This window comes from Chromobacterium violaceum ATCC 12472 (assembly GCF_000007705.1).
GTDB classification, from domain to species: Bacteria; Pseudomonadota; Gammaproteobacteria; order Burkholderiales; family Chromobacteriaceae; genus Chromobacterium; species Chromobacterium violaceum.
On sequence record NC_005085.1, the window covers coordinates 1 to 22,525 of the forward strand.

At 57.1% G+C, this 22,525-nt stretch carries 18 protein-coding genes; 11 read left to right on the forward strand and 7 right to left on the reverse strand.

Features of this window, described 5'->3' with window-relative positions:
* Window positions 1-244 precede the first annotated feature (244 nt).
* The 3 genes from dnaA to gyrB all read left to right on the forward strand — a co-directional run bounded on the left by dnaA (window position 245) and on the right by gyrB (window position 5,321).
* The gene (dnaA, locus tag CV_RS00005) at window positions 245-1,648 is read left to right on the forward strand and encodes a chromosomal replication initiator protein DnaA (RefSeq protein WP_011133556.1); all 1,404 of its coding nucleotides are present in this window, start codon (window positions 245-247) and stop codon (window positions 1,646-1,648) included.
* A 42-nt stretch (window positions 1,649-1,690) separates the two neighbouring features.
* Entirely contained in the window at window positions 1,691-2,800 is a 1,110-nt protein-coding gene (dnaN, locus tag CV_RS00010; RefSeq protein WP_011133557.1) for a DNA polymerase III subunit beta, read from the forward strand.
* 130 nt (window positions 2,801-2,930) lie between these two features.
* The gene (gyrB, locus tag CV_RS00015; RefSeq protein ID WP_011133558.1) at window positions 2,931-5,321 is read left to right on the forward strand and encodes a DNA topoisomerase (ATP-hydrolyzing) subunit B; all 2,391 of its coding nucleotides are present in this window, start codon (window positions 2,931-2,933) and stop codon (window positions 5,319-5,321) included.
* Window positions 5,322-5,503: 182 nt separating this feature from the next.
* On the opposite strand, the gene CV_RS00020 is transcribed toward gyrB, so the two are convergent.
* Window positions 5,504-6,624, reverse strand: a protein-coding gene (locus tag CV_RS00020) for an IS3 family transposase (protein ID WP_115610257.1) whose coding sequence is annotated in 2 segments (ribosomal slippage) — window positions 5,504-6,366 and window positions 6,366-6,624 — 1,122 coding nt in all. Because the reading frame shifts where the segments join, the coding sequence is not laid out codon by codon here.
* A gap of 641 nt (window positions 6,625-7,265) precedes the next feature.
* Here CV_RS00020 and CV_RS00030 point away from each other — a divergent pair.
* The 7 genes from CV_RS00030 (at window position 7,266) to CV_RS00055 (ending at window position 14,239) form a co-directional block, all read left to right on the forward strand.
* Window positions 7,266-8,069, forward strand: coding sequence for a DNA-methyltransferase (locus CV_RS00030; protein WP_218567052.1), 804 nt, complete (start codon window positions 7,266-7,268; stop codon window positions 8,067-8,069).
* A gap of 22 nt (window positions 8,070-8,091) precedes the next feature.
* Window positions 8,092-10,104 carry an McrB family protein gene (locus CV_RS00035; RefSeq protein WP_011133561.1) on the forward strand — a complete coding sequence of 671 codons (2,013 nt, stop codon included), beginning with the start codon at window positions 8,092-8,094 and terminating at the stop codon, window positions 10,102-10,104.
* A gap of 1 nt (window position 10,105) precedes the next feature.
* Window positions 10,106-12,082 (forward strand): restriction endonuclease-like protein, encoded by a 1,977-nt coding sequence (locus CV_RS00040; RefSeq protein WP_011133562.1) that lies wholly within the window; start codon window positions 10,106-10,108, stop codon window positions 12,080-12,082.
* Between the two features lie 62 nt (window positions 12,083-12,144).
* Window positions 12,145-12,327 (forward strand): ATP-binding protein, encoded by a 183-nt coding sequence (locus CV_RS24355; protein ID WP_115610194.1) that lies wholly within the window; start codon window positions 12,145-12,147, stop codon window positions 12,325-12,327.
* 453 nt (window positions 12,328-12,780) lie between these two features.
* The gene (locus CV_RS00045) at window positions 12,781-13,101 is read left to right on the forward strand and encodes a DUF1484 family protein (protein ID WP_227590062.1); all 321 of its coding nucleotides are present in this window, start codon (window positions 12,781-12,783) and stop codon (window positions 13,099-13,101) included.
* Between the two features lie 274 nt (window positions 13,102-13,375).
* On the forward strand, window positions 13,376-13,777 hold the full coding sequence (locus CV_RS00050) for a DUF1484 family protein (RefSeq protein WP_011133564.1): 402 nt from the start codon (window positions 13,376-13,378) through the stop codon (window positions 13,775-13,777).
* A gap of 69 nt (window positions 13,778-13,846) precedes the next feature.
* A complete protein-coding gene (locus tag CV_RS00055; RefSeq protein ID WP_011133565.1) occupies window positions 13,847-14,239 on the forward strand; it encodes a DUF1484 family protein in 393 nt (130 codons plus the stop codon).
* Between the two features lie 152 nt (window positions 14,240-14,391).
* Here the strand turns inward: CV_RS00055 and CV_RS22475 are convergent, their stop codons facing one another.
* The 6 genes from CV_RS22475 to CV_RS00070 form a co-directional block, all read right to left on the reverse strand.
* Window positions 14,392-14,976: a hypothetical protein gene (locus CV_RS22475; protein WP_011133566.1), complete on the reverse strand. Its 585-nt coding sequence runs from the start codon at window positions 14,974-14,976 to the stop codon at window positions 14,392-14,394.
* Entirely contained in the window at window positions 14,973-16,511 is a 1,539-nt protein-coding gene (locus CV_RS22480) for a T6SS phospholipase effector Tle1-like catalytic domain-containing protein (protein WP_011133567.1), read from the reverse strand. The genes CV_RS22475 and CV_RS22480 overlap by 4 nt, the downstream gene beginning before the upstream one ends.
* A gap of 11 nt (window positions 16,512-16,522) precedes the next feature.
* Window positions 16,523-17,032: a hypothetical protein gene (locus CV_RS22485; RefSeq protein ID WP_227590101.1), complete on the reverse strand. Its 510-nt coding sequence runs from the start codon at window positions 17,030-17,032 to the stop codon at window positions 16,523-16,525.
* A gap of 74 nt (window positions 17,033-17,106) precedes the next feature.
* The gene (locus CV_RS22490; protein WP_227590063.1) at window positions 17,107-17,679 is read right to left on the reverse strand and encodes a hypothetical protein; all 573 of its coding nucleotides are present in this window, start codon (window positions 17,677-17,679) and stop codon (window positions 17,107-17,109) included.
* Window positions 17,680-17,789: 110 nt separating this feature from the next.
* A complete protein-coding gene (locus tag CV_RS22495) occupies window positions 17,790-18,707 on the reverse strand; it encodes a DUF4123 domain-containing protein (protein WP_080508879.1) in 918 nt (305 codons plus the stop codon).
* A complete protein-coding gene (locus CV_RS00070; protein ID WP_011133571.1) occupies window positions 18,704-21,343 on the reverse strand; it encodes a type VI secretion system Vgr family protein in 2,640 nt (879 codons plus the stop codon). The genes CV_RS22495 and CV_RS00070 overlap by 4 nt, the downstream gene beginning before the upstream one ends.
* A gap of 443 nt (window positions 21,344-21,786) precedes the next feature.
* Between CV_RS00070 and CV_RS00075 the strand changes: the two genes are divergently transcribed.
* Window positions 21,787-22,515 (forward strand): hypothetical protein, encoded by a 729-nt coding sequence (locus CV_RS00075; RefSeq protein ID WP_011133572.1) that lies wholly within the window; start codon window positions 21,787-21,789, stop codon window positions 22,513-22,515.
* Window positions 22,516-22,525: the final 10 nt, after the last annotated feature.

The window sequence follows — 22,525 nt, forward strand, 5'->3', positions numbered from 1 at the left end:
CCTGTGGATAACTTTGCAAAAAACCGTTAGAATGTCTAGGTTTACCGTTGCCGTTCGGCTGCACAACAAATGAACGCACCCAGGGGCCCACAGGCCCGCCGCGTTTGAAACACCGCAGCCCGCCGGCCGTTTCCATGCCGAACATTCCGTCGCCCGCGCGCGCGAAACGCGCATCGCGTGCGGCATTTCCCGCTGTTGCAAGCCACGCGCCCGCAGCGGGTTTTTCGCTTTCACTTGGTATGTAATGACTGAACTGGATCAATTCTGGCCTGCGTGCCTCGCCCGCCTGGAGGCCGAACTGTCTTCGCAACAGTTCAACACCTGGATCAAGCCGCTGACCGCCGAAGCCGGCGACGAAGGCATTGCGCTGTTCGCCCCGAACCGCTTCATCATGCAGTTCATCAAGGACCGCTTCCTGCCGCGCATCGAGGAACTGGCCGTGGAACTGGTGGGCGAGCTGCCGGTGGAACTGCGCCTGGGCGCGCCCACCGCGCGCCCCGCCGCGCCGGTGGCGGGCAACAGCCAGCCCAAGGCCAAGGAGCCGGCCAAGGCCGCCGCCAGCGCCCCGGCCGCGCCGTCGCCCGCCAAGCAGGCGGCGGTGAAGGCCATTGGCGGCAGCCATGAAAGCACGCGCCTGAACCCGTCCTTCACCTTCGACACGCTGGTGACCGGCAAGGGCAACCAGCTGGCGCGCGCCGCGGCGATGCAGATCGCCGAAAATCCGGGCGACCAGGCCTATAACCCGCTGTTCGTCTACGGCGGCGTGGGCCTGGGTAAGACTCACTTGATCCAGGCGATCGGCAACCACGTGTTCCAGAAGAACCCGCAGGCCAAGATCCGCTACATCCACGCCGAACGCTATGTGGCCGACATCATGCGCGCCTACCAGCACAAGGCCTTTGATGAATTCAAGCGTTACTACCACTCGCTGGACCTGTTGCTGATTGACGACATCCAGTTCTTTGCGGGCAAGAACCGCACCCAGGAAGAATTCTTCTACGCCTTCAACGCGCTGATCGAGGGCGGCAAGCAGGTGATCATGACCTGCGACAGCTACCCCAAGCAGATAGAAGGCATGGAAGAGCGGCTGATCTCCCGCTTCTCCTGGGGCCTGACCGTGGAAATCCAGCCGCCGGAGCTGGAAATGCGCGTGGCCATTCTGATGAAGAAGGCCGAGGCCGACAGCATCAAGCTGGAGCACAACGTGGCGTTCTTCATCGCCCAGAACGTACGCTCCAACGTCCGCGAGCTGGAAGGCGCGCTCAAGCGCGTGGTGGCCTACGCCCGCTTCACCAGCCAGAACATCACGCTGGAGCTGGTGAAGGAAGCGCTGAAGGACATCCTGGCCGCCGGCAACCGCCAGGTGACCGTGGACGCCATCCAGAAGACGGTGGCCGAGTACTACAAGATCAAGCTGTCCGACATGCACAGCAAGAAGCGCAGCCGCGACATCGCGCGCCCGCGCCAGGTGGCGATGGCGCTGGCCAAGGAGCTCACCCAGCTGTCCTTGCCCAATATCGGCGACGCCTTCGGCGGCCGCGACCACACCACGGTGCTGCACGCCTGCAAGACCATCACCGAGATGCGCGCCAGCGACGCCGACATCGCCCACGATTACGAAGCGCTGCTGTCCATGCTGCGCAATTAAAACCATGATCCGACTCTTCACTATCCAACGGGAGCCCGCCACATGCTGATCCTGCAAGCCGAACGCGATGCCCTGCTCAAGCCCTTGCTGGCAGTCACCGGCATTGTCGAGCGTCGTCACACGCTGCCCATCCTGTCCAACGTCCTGATCGAGAAAAAGGGCGGACAGGTAGGCTTTTTGGCCACCGACCTGGAAATCCAGATCACCACCGCCAGCAGCGACGAGCTGCCGGGCGAGGATTTCCGCCTCACCACCTCGGCCAAGAAGCTGCAGGACATCCTGCGCGCCATCCCCGGCAACGCCACCGTCACGCTGGAACAGCTGGACGGCGGCCGCCTGGTGCTGAAGGCCGGCAAGAGCCGCTTCAACCTGCAAACCCTGCCGGCGGAAGACTTCCCGCTGCTGTCGGTAGGCAGCGCCGGCGAATCCAGCTTCACCCTGTCCCAACGCGAGCTCAAGCGCCTGATCTCCCAGGTGCAGTACGCGATGGCGGTGCAGGACATCCGTTATTACCTCAACGGCCTGTTGATGCAGACCGACGGCAACCAAGTGCGCCTGGTGGCCACCGACGGCCACCGCCTGGCCTTCGCCAGCGCCGACGTGGCCGCCACCTTGCCCAAGGCCGAGGTGATCCTGCCGCGCAAGACCATCATCGAGCTGTACAAGCTGCTGCAGGACAGCGACGACGAGATCAAGATCGAAGTGCTGGCCAATCAGGTGCGCTTCAGCTTTGGCGCCACCGTGATCATCAGCAAGGTGGTGGACGGCAAGTTCCCCGACTACAACCGCGTGATCCCGCTGGACAACGACAAGATCTTCCTGATCGAACGACTGGAATTCCTGCACGCGCTGCAGCGCGCCGCCATCCTGGCCAACGAGAAATTCCGCGGCGTGCGCCTGGTGCTGGCGCCGGGCAAGATGTCCATCCTGTGCACCAACAGCGAACAGGAAGAAGCCGAGGAAGAACTGGAGATCGCTTTCCAGGGCGGCACGCTGGAAATCGGCTTCAACATCAATTACCTGCTGGACGTGCTGACCAACCTGCCGGCCGACACCCTGCAGCTGGCCTTTGGCGACTCCAGCCGCAGCGCGCTGTTCACCATTCCGGATGTCAGCAACTTCAAATACATCGTGATGCCGATGCGCATCTGATGTAGCGACGGAGCGGGCGGCCCAGCCGCCCACCGGGTTAAAGAGCCCCCTCCTCCGGGCGGGCGGCTCTCCAGAATGACCGGCGCGGCCCGCCTTGCGGCGCAGCCGCCGCCATTTGGAAGGTTTGAGTATGAGCGAACAAGAATACGGCGCGGACAGTATCAAGGTGCTTAAAGGCCTGGATGCGGTGCGCAAGCGCCCCGGCATGTATATTGGCGACACCCAGGACGGCACCGGCTTGCACCACATGGTGTTTGAGGTGCTGGACAACGCCATTGACGAGGCGCTGGCCGGCCATGCCGACACCATCAAGGTCACCATCAATCCGGACAACTCCGTTTCCGTGGAAGACAACGGCCGCGGCATCCCCACCGACATCCACCCGGAAGAAGGGCGGTCAGCGGCGGAAGTGATCATGACCATCCTGCACGCCGGCGGCAAATTCGACAGCAACAGCTACAAGATCTCCGGCGGCCTGCACGGCGTGGGCGTATCGGTGGTGAACGCGCTGTCCGACTGGCTGAAGCTGAAAATCTGGCGCGACGGCAAGGTGCATGAAATGGAATTCCGCCGCGGCGACGCCGTGGCCCCGCTCACCGTCACCGGCCATACCAGCCACCGCGGCACCGAAGTCACCTTCTTCGCCAGCGTGGAAACCTTCGGCCACATCGAATACCACTTCGACATCCTGGCCAAGCGCATCCGCGAGCTGTCCTTCCTGAACCAGGGCGTGGGCATCCAGCTGATAGACAAGCGCAGCGGCAAGGAAGAAAACTTCGCCTTCTCCGGCGGCGTGGCCGGCTTCGTGGAATACATGAACCGCAACAAGACCGTGCTGCACCCGAAAGTGTTTTACGGCATCGGCGAAAAGGACGGCATGAGCGTGGAAGTGGCGATGCAGTGGAACGACTCTTATCAAGAGAGCGTCCAGTGCTTCACCAACAACATCCCCCAGCGCGACGGCGGCACCCACATGACCGCGCTGCGCCAGGTGATGACCCGCACGCTGAACCAGTTCATCGAAGAGAGCGAAGCCGCCAAGAAGGCCAAGGTGGACACCACCGGCGACGATATGCGCGAAGGCCTGACCTGCGTGCTGTCGGTCAAGCTGCCGGACCCCAAGTTCTCCAGCCAGACCAAAGATAAATTGGTTTCCAGCGAAATCGGCCCGGTGGTCAACGAAGTGATCAGCGAAGCGCTGAAAACCTATCTGCTGGAAAACCCCAACGACGCCAAGATCATCTGCGGCAAGATCGTGGAAGCCGCCCGCGCCCGCGAAGCCGCGCGCAAGGCCCGCGAAATCACCCGCCGCAAGGGCGTGATGGACGGCCTGGGCCTGCCCGGCAAGCTGGCCGACTGTCAGGAAAAAGATCCGTCGCTGTGCGAACTGTACCTGGTGGAGGGCGACTCCGCCGGCGGCTCCGCCAAGCAAGGCCGCGACCGCAAATTCCAGGCCATCCTGCCGCTGAAGGGCAAGATCCTGAACGTGGAACGCGCCCGCTTCGACAAAATGCTGCAAAGCCAGGAAGTGGCCACCCTGATCACCGCCATGGGCTGCGGCATCGGCAAGGACGAGTACAACCCGGACAAGCTGCGCTACCACCGCATCATCATCATGACCGATGCCGACGTGGACGGCGCCCACATCCGCACCCTGCTGCTCACCTTCTTCTACCGCCAGATGACCGAGCTGGTGGAGCGCGGCCACATCTACATCGCCCAGCCGCCGCTGTACAAGGCCAAGCACGGCAAACAGGAACGCTATCTGAAAGACGACGGCGAACTGAACCAGTACCTGCTGCAGCTGGCGCTGGAAAAAGCCGAACTGATCCCGGCCGAAGGCGAAGCCCCGCTGTCCGGCGAAACCCTGGGCGAAATCGCCCGCCAGTTCCTGCTGGCCCGCGCGGTGATGGAACGCGAAAGCCGCGTCATCGACCCGCTGGTGCTGGAAGCCATGCTCAAAACCGGCCCGCTGTCGCTGGAAAGCCAGCAGCAAGCCGACGCCACCGTGGCCGAGCTGAACAAGCACCTGTCCGCCGACACCATCGAGCTGCAACTGCTGCGCGATGAAAAGAACGACGGCCACCTGGTGAAGATCATCCGCAAGCTGCACGGCAATGTGCTGGTGACGGTGCTGGACCAGAACTTCCTGGACAGCGGCGACTACGCCGAGCTGAAAAAGACCGGCAGCCTGCTGGGCGGCCTGCTGCGCCAGGGCGCCCACGTCAAACGCGGCGAAACCGTCAAGCCAGTGGCCGAATTTGGCGAAGCGCTGGACTGGCTGCTGGCCGAGGTGAAAAAGGGCATGAACATCCAGCGCTACAAAGGCCTGGGCGAGATGAACCCGGAACAGCTGTGGGAAACCACCATGGACCCGACCGTGCGCCGCCTGCTCAAGGTGCGCATCGAAGACGTGATGGGCGCCGACGACGTGTTCACCACCCTGATGGGCGACGAGGTTGAGCCGAGACGTCAGTTCATTGAAGGCAATGCGCTGATTGCGCGGAACATCGACGTGTAAGGGTGTAGGGTGACACTCAAAGTGAAATTTGTGTCAGTTTAGTGAAAAATGCTGGCACAGATAATGAAAAAACCCACCGGAGGGCTTCGGTGGGTTTTTCCACGATGGATCAAACTGCTGCTTTTCGGCCAAAGTTGACGACAGGGCAAGAGATGACAAATGGCCGCGACGTCCCCCCACTTTCAGTAGCAGAGAGCTTTAGAGTCCGGGCTTAATTGACCTGATTTCTCTGCAAGTGATTCGGCATAGGCAGCTGGCGTCAAACCACCCAGTGCTTTCTTGGGCCTTTCGTTGTTGTATTCCCTACGCCAGGCTTCGATGACGACCTGGGCATGGCGCAGGCTGGTGAACCAGTGTTCGTTCAGGCACTCATCCCGGAAGCGCCCGTTAAATGATTCGATGTAAGCGTTCTGATTCGGCTTGCCTGGCTCGATCAGAAAGAGCTGCACCCCACGAGCGTGTGCCCAGGTCAACATCGCTCGGCTGCAGAATTCCTTGCCGTTATCGGTCCGGATGGCTTTGGGCAAGCCACGTGTCTGCGCCAGCTGGTCGAGGACGCGGGTCAGATGCAGACCTCCCATCGCACGTTCCGGAACAATGGCGACTGCCTCATGCGTGGCATCATCGACTACCGTCAGATTTTTGATGACCCGCCCCTCTGCCGTTCGGTCGAACACAAAGTCCATCGACCAGACCTGATTGGCGGCCAAAGGACGGGCCAGTGGGTGACGGTCGGCCACAGGGATTTTCTTGCGCTTGCGCCGGCGAATTTGCAGACCGGCCTCAGCATAGAGCCGATCCACCCGCTTGTGATTGACCACCATGCCGCTCTGCCGCAGTTTCAAATAGATCATGCCGGCGCCGTAGCGTCGGTGCCGTTGCGCAAGCGCGATGATCTTCGCTTTCAAGACGGCATTGCGATCGGTGGCGGGCTGATAGCGGAATGAACTGGGACTCATGCCGGCCAGGCGCAGCGATTTGCGCTCGCTGAGCCCTTTGCCCACCAGATGGCGCACCAGCTCCCGCCGTGACGGTGCGCTCACCACTTTTTTCTCAGGGCTTCTTTGGCAATCTCGTTCTCGAGCATGGTCTCGGCCAAGAGTTTTTTCAGGCGCGCATTCTCTGTCTCCAGCTCCTTGAGACGCTTGGCCTCCGAGACATTCATTCCGCCGAATTTGTTGCGCCAGAGGTAATAGCTGGCTTCCGAGAAGGCGTGCTTGCGGCACAGTTCGGCAATGGGCATTCCCGCGTCGGCTTCGCGCAGGAAGCCGATGATCTGTTCTTCGGTGAATCGTTTCTTCATATCCAATCTCCGTGTGTGGTTGATTGGACTCTAAAGTCACGTGCTACTCAATACCGGGGGGACGTCGGGTAAAGGGCGTACAGAGAGGCGGCAACGACTCTGGATCCGATGGGGGAAATTGGGTACGAATTCGTGCTTCTTTATACTGTAAAATACCGCATCAAACTTGATGGACGCCACGAGATGATCGGAATAAGAGGATGTAAGCCGACAGGCAAGCCTCGTGCTGCGCGTGCTTCGGCGAGCGTATTGCCTGATTTGTACCGCACACTTCAGGACGTCGCGAAGCAGAAGAAAATCTCCGTGGCTTGGGTTATTCGGGATGCCGCTGAGAAGTACATCGTTGATCAGTGGCCCCCCTTGGAGGCACGACATTGACCGTCAAAACGCTATGCGCAACACAACAAGCAGAAGAGCAAAAGGATACAAGTGTGCCTATGCTCGAAGCGTCAAAGACTACATCCAGCAGGCGCCTCGCAAGTGAAACCACTAAGCCTTCTGCTCGAGACCTTAAACAGGACAAGCCTCTTACTAAGGCAAACGCTGCGTTGGTCCCCCAGGTGGCATCTCATGCATCTTTTACTGACGGGGAGCTTAGAAACGCTGCGTTCTATGCAGACGACAACGTCTTGATCTTTAACATGGACGTGCGTGAGGCAATGGGCCATCTTGCACGAGCCGGGGTTATCGTCAACTGCATGGTCACCTCTCCACCGTTCTACGGTCAGCGTGACTACGGGGTAGATGGTCAGATTGGCTTGGAAGAGCACCCACGTGACTTCATCGCGAATCTGGTGGGATGCTTCGAAGCGAGCCGGCCAGTCCTCGCCGAGAACGGTAGTCTTTGGGTGAACCTTGGTGATACCTACTGGAGCGGAAAGGGCGAGCACAAGAGCGGAGAAGGCAAGCAGAGTGCACGGCGCTTCGGCCTGCGTCCGCAGGATCGAACTGGCGACGGTGAGCTATGCAAGCCGAAGCAGTTACTCCTGATCCCCCACCGGTTCGCCATTGCCATGCAAGATCACGATTGGTTGGTTCGCAACGACAACGTGTGGGTAAAGCCAAATCCGATTCCAGACCAGGTGCGAGACCGTTGCTCAATGTCCCACGAGTACGTGTTTCACTTGGTCAAGTCTCGCTGGTACTACTTCAACAAGGATGCGGTAGGTCGCAAGTCCGCTAGCGGAAGCGTGCTGCCACCGCCGGATACATGGGAGGTCGCTCCCGCCCGTAGCAGCCACCAGCACAAAGCGCGCTTCTCCGAAGAGCTGGTTCGCATCCCTATCCTGGCCACGACACCTCCGGGTGGTGTCGTCCTGGACCCTTTCGGTGGAAGCGGTACTAGCCTTGTTTTCGCGCGGAAGCATGGCTTTAGGGCTATCGGCATCGACCTCAAGGCAGAGTTTTGTGAGTTGATGGTGGAACAGCTGCGCTCGCTTGAGTAACAAGAAAAGAATGGGAGGATAAATGGCGAAGTTCCTTAACGCTCTGCGCCTGCGTGCCGCAGTCGCGGCACTGGCAGATACGCGCGGCAAGGCTGCACTACTGGACTTTCTCATCGTTAAGAGGACCATGGCCATTAAGGGCACGCCGCAGGTAGCTATCACCCAAGGGGAGGCTGCCTACATCCAAGCAACCCGAGAACTGGCTGCTGTTGAAATCTCAGGGCGAATCGAGATTGGCGCAGAAAGGGCCATCTTCAATGTTTTCGCTTCCGCCGATACCAAGGCGGGTTTTCGCAGTGGTAAGTACATCTCCAACGGGACAGGTTCAACGATTGGCGGCAACCCATGGCAAGCCATCATCGAACTGACGACCGACAAGCCTAGGAAGGCGAGCTTCCGTACAGGCTACACATCACACTTGGCGGACCTGCTGCTAAAGGACTCACCACGCCTTGGTAAGCCTAAGCTGGTCGAAATCGCCGTCTGGAACTATCGGCACTTCGATGTTGAGCCCATCCTCGGCACTGAGACCGACCCAACTCGCCGAGGCAAGCTGCTAGAAGACCGCTTAATTGATGACTATGGTCTAACCCACGATGAGATTGCCGAGTTGTTCGACACATCAACCGGTGATATTCAGGATGAAGACCTTGATGTAAGCGCTGCTGCACCTCGTGACTACTTGGCTGGTTTGACTGCGGCTCCGACGTCACCAGCGGTAACCACGGAGGGTCTTTCTTGCTCGTGTGATCTGGTGGTCGCACTGGCGGCAAAGCCGTTCGTCATCATGACAGGCACGTCTGGAACCGGGAAGTCTCGGGCAACCCTGCGCTTGGCAGAGCAGCTCCAAGCTCACTACGGAGCAGCAGTTGACGGGCAAATCTTCCAGCTTGTGGCCATCGGGCCGGACTGGACTTCTCCGAAGAAGCTACTCGGCTATCGTACGCCATTTGGAGTCGAACGTACGCGCGCCGATGGCAGCAAGACAAACGAGAGCTACGAGATTACGGAGACGCTCCGCATCATCCTTCGAGCCTGCAATCCGAAGTCCACCAAGGTCCCGCACTTTCTGGTGTTTGATGAGATGAACCTCTCTCACGTTGAACGGTACTTTGCGCCGTTCCTGTCGCTGATGGAGGCTTCGTCCATCCTCGAAGACGGGGAGAACGCACCTATCGTGGACCGCCAGAGCCTGGAGGTAATTAGCGAACTGTTGGACCTTGAGGACAAGGATTCGCCAGAGGCTGAGTCGGCGCGGTTGTTAGTTGCGAATGAGCAGGCCCTAAAACTGCCTCCAAACCTGTTCTATGTCGGCACGGTCAACGTCGATGAGACAACCTACATGTTCTCGCCGAAGGTTCTTGACCGCGCCCACGTTCTTGAAGTCAAAGCGCTCACCCCGAGCCAGTATGTTGCCGGGGAGACTCCTGATGCGACCATTGACCTGGCGCATGCCAACACACTTCTGCGTGAAGCTATTGACGACAGAGAAGCCGAGGAAGGCCGTCATGCTGATCCTTCGGCCGTTCTGGACGTACTCGTCAACAAGCATGGTGTCGATGCCAGCGAGCTGGCGAAGTGTAAAGCGCTTACCCTGGAGGTGCTTGATGGCTGTTTCCACCTGTTGGCGCCGATCGGGTTCGAGTTTGCCTATCGTGTGGTGAAAGAAGTTCACAGCTACCTTCTGGTCTGGACAAAGGCGCAGCTATCCATTGGGCTGTCACCAGCTACGGTGCTTGGTTCGTGGGTTGATGGTCTCGACCGGGCACTGTTCCAAAAAGTCTTGCCAAAGATCCACGGTAACCGTTCCGCGTTGGGCGACAGCTTGAAGGCCCTTGCTGCTTTCCTCAATGGGGGTGACGCGCAAAGCTCGCCGGCCGCGAAGTACACCCTCGGGGTCGATGCCGTTGTGCAGATCGACGCCGGTAAGGGATTGTCGCTGCCTGCAGGTTCGTCGTTCAAGCAGAGCTCCGCGAAGTTGCGCGCGATGCATGACCGCCTTGTCGCCCGAAACTACGCGTCCTTCGTGAGGTAACATGTCCCTGGTCGCGTTGCATCGCGTTCACTTCGATATTGGCTCTGGAGTACAGATAGAGATTGAGTCTGTACTCGGGCGCGGGCAGACACATGCAGTATTGTTTGCCGCGCCAGGCTTGGTGTCTGCTGACGAGGAGGTCGATGCAAAGCAGTTCAGCTCTGGCGGCTTGCCGCCAATGTGCTGGCGCGCGGGTGGCGAGCTATTCGAGCCCTTTCAGCTTCGAGAAGATACGGACTACTTTGTGGACGTGACGGTTCCGCTGCCTATAGTTGAGACCTGTCAGCGTGCCGCCACCCATTCGGCTTGGCCTTTCAACCTGCGCCTCGCTTCGGCCTTCACGCGAGAGCCTGTCAAGCGCTGGCGCGAAATCGAGGTCGGCGGGCGCCAGCACACCATCGTGACCGGTCAGCTTCGACTCCGGTCACATGCCGGCGTGTTGGACCTTGGTACAGAGCTTGGCGGCAGCCTCCGGGCAGAAGTGGTTTGCCGCAAGCTGCAGTACTTCGACGAATTCAAGTCCCTTCTGGATGGGCTCGCGGAGAAGGCGACAGAACTGCTATTGGCTTATGACACTCCAGTGTCTTTGTCATTCGGGCTATCTCAAGAGCAGGCCGGGAATGACGCTGCGCTACACTTTCTCCTGCGTTACGTAATGTCGCCCCTGCAGCTCCCTGCTGCGTTCGCTGAAGTGCTGAACACGCCGCATGCGCGGCTTGTCGAGCGACTGGAAGTGAAGCCCATCGAGGAAGTCGAAGAAGGCCACACCGATTTAATCAGCGACCACCTTGATGTCTCATCCCTTGGCCAAGGAGGTCCGTTAGCAAGGTTCTTCGGAGGTTACACGCCCCGCGAGCTACCGCAGCGGGAGACGTTCGAGTCCCACGACACCCCCGAGAACCGCTACGCCAAAGCGTTGCTCGAACACTGTCGGCTGCTGGCTCAGCGACTGGAAGTCCGCATGGGCGCTCGCAAACGCAAGGCGGCTGAGCGCGAGGCCAAATCGTGGAGCCTGCAGCTCGATGAACTGCTGCAGCATGGTCTATGGCGAGAGGTGGGGCCTCTTGGCCAACTACCTGCTAACTCGCAAATTATGCTGCGCGGGCGGGGCTACAAGGAGCTTTTCAGGCTGGATTTATCCCTTCGGATGAGCCTGGGCTTGGCTTGGTCACACGGCACAGACCTTGCCGACGGACTTGTCGGTGACAGTCGGCCCGTCAATCAAATCTACGAATATTGGTGCTTCTTCGTTCTGCGTGACGTGTTGCGGAGCCTATGCCTGGAAACAGGTGGAGGCAACTTTCTGAGCGTATCGGCTGATGGGCTTCGTGTTCAGCTTGCCAAGGGCAGGCGGAGCGAGTGCCGATTTGAGTACACCTGCGGCAATGGAACATCTCTCGGCGTGAGCCTGTTTTACAACCGCAGATTCCTGCGGCCTCGAGTTCCGCAAAATGACTGGAGTGGTAGCTACACGGCCGCGTTTGATCCGGACTACAGCATTCTGATTCGCTCTCCCAATGGACCCGCGCACTGGTTGCACTTTGACGCCAAGTATCGCTTGGAGCGTCAGCAGGCCGAGGCGATGTTTGAAGCAGACGAAGACTCAGATGACGATGCTGGAGTCATGGCTGACTACGAGGCCGAGCTCGTGCGAGTGCACAAGCAGGAAGACCTCTTCAAGATGCATACGTACCGGGATGGCATCTTGAGCACACGGGGGGCTTATGTCCTGTTTCCAGGGGACGGAGTTGGCGGCCAAACGGTTAATCCGAACCCTAACCTATTCGTTCGCCATCCCTCAGCCCTTGGGTCGCCAGCTGACCAGCTTGTGCCAAGTGTCGGGGCCTTTCCGTTAACTCCAGAGGGGAGTGGGGGACAGGTGGAAGCTATTAGCGAACTGCTGAAGGCGACTCTTGAAGAAGTTGGCGCCGGAGCCCCATACGAAGAGGAGCGTGGTTGGTTCGGGCCAACGCCGTAGGTCAGATGGATTGTCATTGAGTCCAATCATAGGGCAGGAATGCCTACTAGAAGCGCCGCCAGCTGGCCCAGGAAAAAGGCACACAGCTGCATTTCCTGAGAACCGAATACCCTCACAGGTCTTACGATATAGCCAAAGTGATCCGGGGCGACCTGTTGGACCGCAGCGATCTCGTGCCAGCCCTGATCGAACCAAACAATGGTCTTTATGGGGTGTCGCTTAACCTGGAGCGGCTTGAAATCTGAATCGCCCCTCCTTTCCTAGACACCCCCAGAGCCTCACTGGTCTCCACCTACTACCAAACCAGCCGCCTACGGCCGCAAGACTGGAATAAGTGTTAATCCCAGCCTTGCCAGCCTGATCCCCCCACCGGATAATTGACCTCGTGCCGTTCAATAGCGGTACCGGGATTGGCGTCCTGCTACATCTTCCATCGAACTGTCGCACTCATCGCGCAGTCCGATCACCATTGCTACGCGCAATTCATGGCGGGCCTTGGTGGGAGTGTCGCGAGACACGCCGGAGGAGATGCCGGTAACGCCAATCCCGCCATGCGCCTGCCACCCCCGATTGGCGTCGGGAAAGCAGGATTGAGCACTCATCTCCGTGAGGATCTTGCTATGACTAGCATTTCCCGCAGTGCGTCTCACCTTGCCGTATCCCCCAGCCCTTTGCTCCGTTCCGGGGCGTCTGCCTCTTTGTCTCAGCCCAGCCTGCTGGCCATGCATCGGCTGCATGATGCCTTTGCCGCCTTGCAGAACCAGCTAGCCCGCAAGCCGCAGGCCTGCGCCCGCGTGCCGGCGGCGCAGCTGGCGCATGTGTGCCGCGACATTGAGGACGCGGTGGTGGAAACCATCTGCCACCTGGCCCACGGCCAGCTGGGCTTGCAGCCGTTGTTGGGCCTGCTGTCCGCGCTGGGCGACGATGCGTGCCTGCCTTCCAGCCGCCTTCAGCAGTTATTGGCGCCGCTGGATAAGCGGATGGAAACGTCTCTCAGCCGGCTCACCGGCGTGCTGTAAGCCGCTGCCGCCGCGGCCCATCTGGGCACGGCGGCCGCTGAGAACCCCGTGTTGGGGTGGACAGCGGCGTGGCGGCACCTTGGGGGCGCACTCATCCATCGCGCCCTTCGCCGCCTGCGCATCAGGCACCGCTCCGCCCTCGCCGCTTTCTCCGCCCCCGCACGGGACGCACTGACTTGCCGCTCGCCCGCGCGCGTTGGCCTTTCCCCGGCCGTTGGCCGGACAGGCGCTGGCTCGCGCCCGGGCGGGCGGACTTTCTCGCTGGAGGATACGCATGTCCCACCCCACTGAATTTGCGCCGTTTGCCGTGCACATCCGCTCCCAGGCGCATGGCCACGGACCATACCGCCACCTGCGGCCATCCAACCCGGCCGCGCCGCTGGCCAAGCTGAACCACATCTTTGCTCAGCTGCAGGAACAATTGGCCGACCCCGATCTAGCCAGCCTGCGCTCGCCCGTGGCGCAGCTGGCCCACCTGTGCCGGGAGATGGAGGACGCGGTAAGGGAATCCATCCCCCACCTGGCCCACGCCCAGCTGGGCCTGGAATCCATGATTGACCTGCTCGCATGCCTGGGCGACGACGTGCGCCTGCCATCCAGCCGGCTAAAGGAACTGCTGACGCCTTTGGTTAAGCGCATGGACCAGCCCCTCCACCTGCTCACCCGCGCGCTGTAAGCGCACAGCTCGCCGGGCCGGCGCGCGCAGGCCCGGCAGTTTCCCCTATCCAGTCATGGAGGAAAACATATGTCCAACATCACCCCGCTTACCCCGCCCAATCCGTCCACAACCAACCAGGACGCCGATGCCAGCAAGCCAAACCTCCTCCCCACCACCGTGGCGGCGCTGGTGGAGCTGGACCAGATCGTCGCCAAGCTACAAAACCCGCTCACCCACCACAGCCCCACCGCCCTGCGCCTGCTGGTGGAAAGGCTGGCGGCGCTCAACCAGGACATCGAACAAACCCTCAGCGCCAGCAACCAAACCCTGGCCCGCGCCAACGAAGGCATGCAATCGCTGCTGAACTTGCTGCGCATGGCAGACGGCACCCCACTCCCCGCCCGCCAGCTGTTCAGCCTGCTCACCCCGCTGCACCAGGAAGTGCTGCGCGCCCGCTACCAGCTGGTAGGCAAGGTGTAGCAAAAAGCCCACCCGGCCGGATGGCGGGGTGGGCTTTTGCTTTGGATATTGCTACCTGACCAGGAGTATCAACAGATCCGCTATTGGACAAGGAAAACCGCAACAACCATATCCACTAACAACCTACTGGTCATTACAAGGTTATCAGAGGCTCACACATTATTCTTGCAAGCCCAGTAGAATGGATTTACCCCAGCCTTAATTTCGTGCGGAACATCAAAATATTCTTTCTTCCCAAAAACATATACATGCACATCATCAATATCACACATAATAGTAGCCACAACAGGCAACTTATCTTCTACACCAGTACCTTCTACTGTAATCACACGCTCACGCCAAGGCAAAGCTTCAAACTCTTCCAAACTCAATTGAAGTGGATATGCTTTCCAGCGAATTCTTACTTGTTCCCCAGGCCTTGGAAACACTCCACCAAGATAGCCACCACCTAAGCCGCCGCCACCCCTTGAAAAGGTGTCAATATCTCCTTTATAAAGCCTACCTCCATTCAACCGATATAATTCATAACTGAATGCAAAAATATCAGACCGATTTGCCCCATTAAATGCAACACCTCTCAACTCCCCCTGTTTGTAATTGAGACCCCAGATAGGGTCATAAGAATATCCGGATACGCATGCAGAGAGTAAAAAAATGGCTATAGCCCCAATAAAACATCTACTCCACAAAAGGCTTTTTACACTATTACATGTTGTTATATTAAATATCTCTTTCACTGATGATCTACGCCAATATTTGAGGCAGCTATTTGTTTACCTCTACGAGCCGGCTCAACGCTGCAAACCTTACGCTCCAGCACTTCCCTGGGTTCCAAATAATCCCCACTATTGAAAGTAAAGCCAGCTCGTGAATCATGTACGTAGAAATCAAAAAACTTAGTTATTTTTTCATCAGGCACTACTGATTTCTCCCATGCATCCCAATAAGTCAGCTGCCGCGAGTTTAACTCATACGGTCGGAAATTTTTCCCATACGTCTCACGGGCAGACTCTAATTTTTCTCGATATTTTCTAAAATCAGAAATCTTCAACCTTGCCCATTCAACATTCTCTTTTCTGCTAAGATTTTCAAATGGGATTTTCCGTAAATATTTACGCTGATCGCTTAACTCATTTTCTAGCTCTTTTGCCAAGTCAGCGCGCTCTTCTCTAACTTTCCCATATAGCGAATCGATATCGCCATCTTGGCGCAATTTCATCCAACCATAGTACAACTTCATATGCGATATAATAGTACGATCCAAATCACTACTAGCATCACTGATTTGACTTTTATAATGATCGTATAGATTTTTTAGTTCAGCATCGTACTCAAAATAATCAAAAACATGTTTGTTTTCGACCATGTTACCTTTTAACTCTGCTGGCGATAAGAAGGGTACTCCTGCCAAGTATGCATCTAGACGCATTGCATTCAATGGAAGGCGTGATAAAGTATCAAATCGCCCTTGTTCATTTGGACGATATCCACCGCCGACATCAGAATGCATCCCCGGCCATACTCGCTCCTCTCCAGGGGGAGCACCTGCAGTATCCGCCACCGTCGTCAGAGGAAATGCTCCACGTAGTTCATGGGCCGAAACATAATGAACACAACGCTCCACAACATTTGGCAACGTCATGCATTGTGATGGCGACCAATTTTTGGCAACCATTCCTACTGATTCAACCGTATCAAACAAACCAACATAGCGAATACAAATTTCAGCCGACACTCCATTTTTTGCATTTAACATGCGCCAATGGGGTTTCCCTTTCTCCCATATACATTCTTTTAGTAGAAGATTAATCCATGCTCTTGCAAGTGTTGCCCCACGAGAAAATCCAAAAATAGCTATATCTATTCTGCTGACACGCTGACAATCTGCTAAGTTCCTAGAAAAAAGTTTGAATGCTTTATCCATTCGAGCATCCATGCCTAATCCAAACCCGCCTCCCAGAGCACCACTATCACGCAATTTTGAGAGCCAGCCTGCATTACTTACAGATAAAGGAGTTCCTGGGCCAGGGATATAGATAGGGAAAATACCACGGGTTTGATCGTCAGCATGCCCCTGAAATAATCGATAAATATTCGACCATTTCTTTTTATCTGCATCTATCTCTCCATTATTACCCGTTCCATCAAAAAATACACTTATCCAAGGTTTCTGCTCGCAAGTTGGGCAGCCAGCAAGCAAGGGATGAAGCTCCTGTCGTTTTTGCGCTGCTTGCATTTGCGTCTCAAATGAACTATCGCTCCAATCCTGCATGTCAACCCCTTTTATTTTTTGCAGACCCAGTAAAATGGATTGCCACCTGCTTTAATCTCATGTGAAACATCAGTGTATTCTTTTTTACCAAAAATATATACATGCACATCATCAGCATCGCACATGATGGTACCAACGATTGGCAACTCGTCTTCGACACCAGTACCTTCCACTACAATCACACGCTCACGCCAAGGCAAAGCTTCAAACTCTTTTATACTCAATTGAAGCGGGTATGCTTTCCAGCGAATTTTTACTTTCTCTCCAGGCCTCGGGAATACTCCACCGACATATCCACCGCCTAAGCCTCCCCCGCCTCTTGAGTAAATATTTACTCCAGCCTTGAAAAGTTTACTTCCATCAAGCCTATATAATTCATAACTAAATGCCAGGGTATCAGACCGATTTGCTCCTTTAAACACTACTCCTCTTAATTCATGCTTTTTATATTTCAACCCCCAAGTGGAATCATAGGCGTAATCTGAGGCGCAAGCCTGAAGCATTAGAACATTTACCAGCACGACAACCAACTTTATAAATCTCATATCCACCTCAAATAAAATAATATGAGTACTTCGCCATAGCCACTGTCTAGCTATTGACTTATTTTATTACCACACGCCCAATAAAATGGATTGTTTCTACTTTTGATCTCATAAGGCATGCCCAGACTTTCTTTTTGGCCAAAAATATAGACATGTACGTCGAAAGGAGAACACATAACCGTCCCAACCACGGGAAGCTCTGTGTTTTCCAAGCCTCCTTCTACAGGTACAATCCGCTCACTCCATGGCAGCAAATCTATCTCACTCAAACTTGAATGAATTGGATACGCCTTCCAGCGAATCTTGACCTTGCTACCTGGTTTCGGGAATACACCACCAATGTATGAGCTGCCAAAACCACTTCCACCTCTGGAGTAAATATCGGCATCGCCTTCATGCAACTTGCTGCCATCCAAACGGTATAATTCGTAGAAAAATCCCATATCATTGGATCGATTGGCCTGACTGAAGCTAACTCGAGTAAGCTCCCCCGCCTTATAATTGACACCTCGAACAGGATCAAACATATATCCTGATGAGCAAGCCATTAATGAGATAACTCCCAACAAAGCGCTGAAAAATTTTAACTTCCACATAAAAGAACCCATCAAGTTGGAATTCATATCTCTATGAATAATGACCGATATAAGTTTAGAGATTACATCTCTTTCAACTGAGGCAAGCGCGAGAAATAAATCATTTCAGTCCAGATAAATAAGCAACATCACATCTTTTACATCAGCGCTTGCTTTCTAGCTTGAAAAAATTCTTCCAATTTGACTTTGGCCGGATCAGACAAACCATAAGTCAACCAGTTAACCGGAACACCCTCTCCAGACCCAGCCTCATGCATTCTTTGAGCTATTTCAGGGATCTTTTGATCCACATCCTCCACCGTCAGCATAGCTAAAATGCACCATGATAAAATGGCATTGATATCTGTTAAGGCGTAGGCAGCTCTAGCATACTCAACCATTTCCTGTATCCGCGCCAATGCATGCCATTGGATTTTTGGTAAGGTATCAGGTAAATGATGCCTCAGCCACTGATAAACATCATCTGTCAGCCTTTCATCATTCAAAGCCTGTGCCAACTCTGCTGAAAGGGGAAATACCTCCCCATGAAATGGATGGCGATATGGATTAATCACCATACCTGCATTATCACCTGTCAATTTTTGCCATTCATTGCCTCGATCCAGCACCCACCATTCGGCAACTGGACCAAATAAGACAGCACGATACTCATCGGGCAATTCCCGATGCAATATAGGCAGAACAGTAGCCTGGTAAAAATGAAACCAAATGAGCTGCTTATTGCCAACATCAAAGCCATCCAGCTGGCGTTGATAATGAGCATTCAAATCAGACAATTCATGCTTACTCAATACCAATTGCAGTGGCTGCGGAAAGTTGCTAAGCAAAGCTTCCAATACCGCCCAGCGGGTATCGCTCAACGTATCCACATCCAGCCATTGCGGCCCATCTTCAATCACAGAGGATAAGCCGGTGTCTGCAAATAATGGCAATAAAGAGAATAACTTACGTTGCTTGCGATTTAATACACTACCATCCAGCAACAGGTATGCACGGTTACCTTGCTGTAGAGTTTGAAGCCGGCTCTCTACCAGTAATCTAAACGCGCTCATCATTTTTTCGTCATGCCTGATTTGTGCTGTATTGCCGCCAGCTGACAACTTGGCGTATCACCCTGAGGCAAAGTTGGGAAGGGCAAGTTGGTACTCGCCGGCCCACTCCAATCATGGCTGGCCCCCTTGAAGCTGACGGTGCCCGGCGCATGCAGCTCGATCTTGCCATCCTTGATCCGCACATAGGCACCGCCGCTGGTCAGCAGGATTTCCTGTTTGCCGTTGAACTGGACTTTCTGTTTGACCGAGGTGATGGCGACATCCTTATCCGCCGTCAGCTCCATCGCGTCGCTCTGCGCCTGCACCTTGCCCTTCGCCGCGATCAGCTTCAGCGCCACCTTGTCCTTCACTCCCGCTACGAACAGGCTGATGTGCTGGCCCACGTTGTGAATCCAGCGCCGTCCCGTGGTGTGGTTGGCGTCGCGCTGGGCCACCAGGTTCAGGTTCTGGCCGGCGGAGACGGTGTGGCTTTGTTCGGTGAGGGCGGCGATGCCGGCGGGGGCGGACAGCACCAGCAGCGGCTGCTGTCCCGCTTGATCCTTGGCGGTCTTGCCATCCTTGTCGGTGTTCGATCCCGCTTCCCAGGCTTTCAGCGCGTCGGCGTGGTGCTGCAGGTGGCCGTCGCTCTTCTTGCCGGCTTTGGCATTGTCCGGGCCGATTTCCTCGGGCCCGGTTTCCATGGTGTCGGCCAGTTGGCCGCTGGCGGTTTCGGCCAAGGCTTGCGAGAGGCTCAAGGCGGCGTCGAGCTGGCTCTGCGCGTGCTCGCGCGCCAGCTGTTTGCCGGATGCGCCGTTCTGCACTTCGGTGGTGAGCAGCAGGCCGTGGGCGGCGCGGATGGCGCCGTGGTGGTCGGTTCTGAGCTCGAAGCCGTCGCCGCGCGGCTGGGCCTTGCCGTTGCTGCGCGGGTGGGCGAGGTAGCCCTGGTTGAGCTGGGTCTTGCCCGGCTCGCTGCTGAGCTTGGCGCGCACTTCGCCGGGGGTGTCGTCGAACAGCAGCTCGTTGTAGCCGCCGCCCTGGTGTTCTTTCGACTTGATGCCGGACAGGGTCTTGTTGGCCGGCAGGCTGCCGGCGCCGCTGAAGTCGGGCGTGGGGTGGCTGCCGTTGTACAAGACGCCGGTGATCACCGGGCGGTCGATGTCGCCTTCGATGAAGTCGACCAGCACTTCCTGGCCGATGCGCGGGATGAACTGGTGGCCCCAGCCGGCGCCGGCGCTGGGCATGGCGACGCGCAGCCAGCAGGAGGATTTGTCGTCGAGGCTGGCGCCGATGGTCGGGTGTTCGTCCGGCCGCTGCCAGTGGAACTGCACCTTGATGCGGCCATGTTGGTCGGTGTGGACTTCCTCGCCGGCGGGGCCGACCACGGTGGCGGTCTGCACGCCGAGGCTGGTCGGCTTGGCCAGTTCAGTACCGGCGTAGGCTGGGGTCAGCGGGATGCCGCGGCGCTGGGCCTGGATGGAGGTGGCAAATGGAGTGGCATCGGACTCCGTTCCAATATGCTGCGCCAGATCCTGCGGCAAATTATTGCGGACCTGGAAGCTTTGGCCGGTGACGACGAATTCCCGGTTCTCCGCCGCATCGCCGTCATGCGCGGGATGGTCATCCAGACGGAACCAATCGCCCGGCAGCAGCCCGCGCACCGATCCGCTGCCGCTGAAGGATTTGGCCTGCAGGTCGTTGGCCTGCTGCCGCAGCTGGGCGTAGCGGCCCAGCTGTTCTTCGTCGCCGGCGTAGTAGAGGCCCGGCGCATCGTATTGCGTGAGGCTGCTTTGCAGCGCCTGGCCGGTCTGGCCTTGATCGATATGGCTATCGTCGCGGTTTTGCTGGCTGTAGACCGGTTTGTAATCGTAGCTGACCAAGGTAGTGCCGCCAGGCACGATCTGGTGCGCAGCTTGCCATTCGGTGAGGCCGTCCTCTTCTTCCGTCGCGTCGCTGCGGTGGAAGCGCACCCGTTCCAGTTTGGCCGCCGGCAGGCTGTGGGCGTCGTCAAACACAGCCAGTTCCACCTGCGGGCTATTTCCTCGCGACGCTTCGCTACCTCGCTCGGTCACTTCATCCAGATGGACGAAGCGCCAGGCGTAGCCTTCCTCATGCAGCAGCCGGACGATGAAATCGAAATCGCTCTCGCGATACTGCAGCGTGTAGCTGCGCGGCGGGGCTGGCCGCACCTGGATGTCCAGCGTCTGCGCCCGGGCGAAGGCGGGGTTGGCGGCCTGATGCTCGGCCAGGATTTGCTTGACGATGTCCGGCACCGACAGGTCCTGGAACACGCGGGAGGTCTTGCGGTGGCGCAGCAGCGCGAACGGCGGCTCGATGGTCAGCTCGTATCTGGCGAAGCCGCCGTCCGCTCCCGCCAGCCTGGCCTGGCTGACCATGCCGCAACGAATGGTTTCGTCGCCATCGGCGTCCTGGATGCCGATGCGGGCCGGCTGGCCCAACAGCGTCTTGAGCTCGATATGGCCATCCGGCGACAGGCAGGTGACGGTGTAGCGGTAGGCGCGGGAGACGCCTTCCTCGCCGTCCAGGCTCAGCGGCAGCAGCTGCTCGGCGGCGATCTGGCCGGTGCCCAGCTCCAGAGTGAGCAGGCGCTGCTCTTGATTGAAGGCGGAGGCGAAGCTGGAGAGGAGGCTGTTAAGGTCCATGGCAATCCGAACTGGAAAAGGAAAGAACCCAGCAACGGGTTCTAGTATTTGATGCGCATGAATAGCCCAATTATTTTAGATTGGCCATCTCTTTCCTTAACAGGCTTGCAACTACAGCGCGTCCAATTACCTGACCTAAAGAACAGGTAAAAAGAAGCTTTCACGCAACTAAGCACCTGCAGATATTGCAAAAGCATATTTAAATGGCGGCAACCTCCACGTATGCGCTTGATGTGTTCAAGGGCTCCTTGCCCTTCACGTACCTGCGGATAGGCCGACTACCACTCAAGTAGTGGAATGGCTTATTTAGCCTGGGTACAGCCAGCGGGATGCGCACTTACCGCATGGGTGATCTGAATCAGCCTATCCCGCGCCTCCCCCACCGCCACGCCATTTTAAATGCATAATTCAGACTTTCCCTACCACCCCTGCACGCACCTGCCATGGCTACACGCTCTCTGCCGCTTACCAACAAGCGCCAGCCCAAAATTCCCCACACCAAGGCGGGGCTATTTCTGCAGATACTGGAATTCTTGCTGAAAGTCACCGGCCTTAGCATCTCCTTGCTGGGCGTTCTGGCATGGATAGCCGGGGCTTGCTATCGGTACGGATTCTGGGAAGCGGCCAACAATGCGGGACCACTGTCCGCCGCTACGCTGCAAGAAACCGCGCTGCACGGTTTCATTTCTCCATTCACCACCTGGATGCGCGCCGTCGGAGCGATCTTGGCATTAAGCGTCATCACGGCACTAAGCGGCCTGAGAGTGAAATTCAACTTCCCCAAGCCCATTGCCGCCCGGCCGCCTGCATGGCTAAGCAACAGGATGGGGTATGACAAAAGCTACGCTGGCCTAGCCATGGGGTTCTTGGTGGTTGCTTGCCTTCTGTTTTCTGCTTTGCTGTATCCACTTGCTTACTGGGTCGTCAATTCGTATCAAGCTGGACAAGCTTTTTTCACCAAAACCACGTGCAGCCACCGCCAGCAAAAGTCCTGGCCCAGCAGCCTTGTCCTGGATGGCGGCAAGCTCATTCATGGCTGGATACTGGATCGCACAGACAAGATGCTGATGCTGTCGGATGGCTATCAGATCTACACCGTATCTCTCGGCGACAAGATTCGGCTGATGGACACTACGGTGATCGCTATGGATTGCAAAAAAGCCTCCCCATAGGGACGCGCTT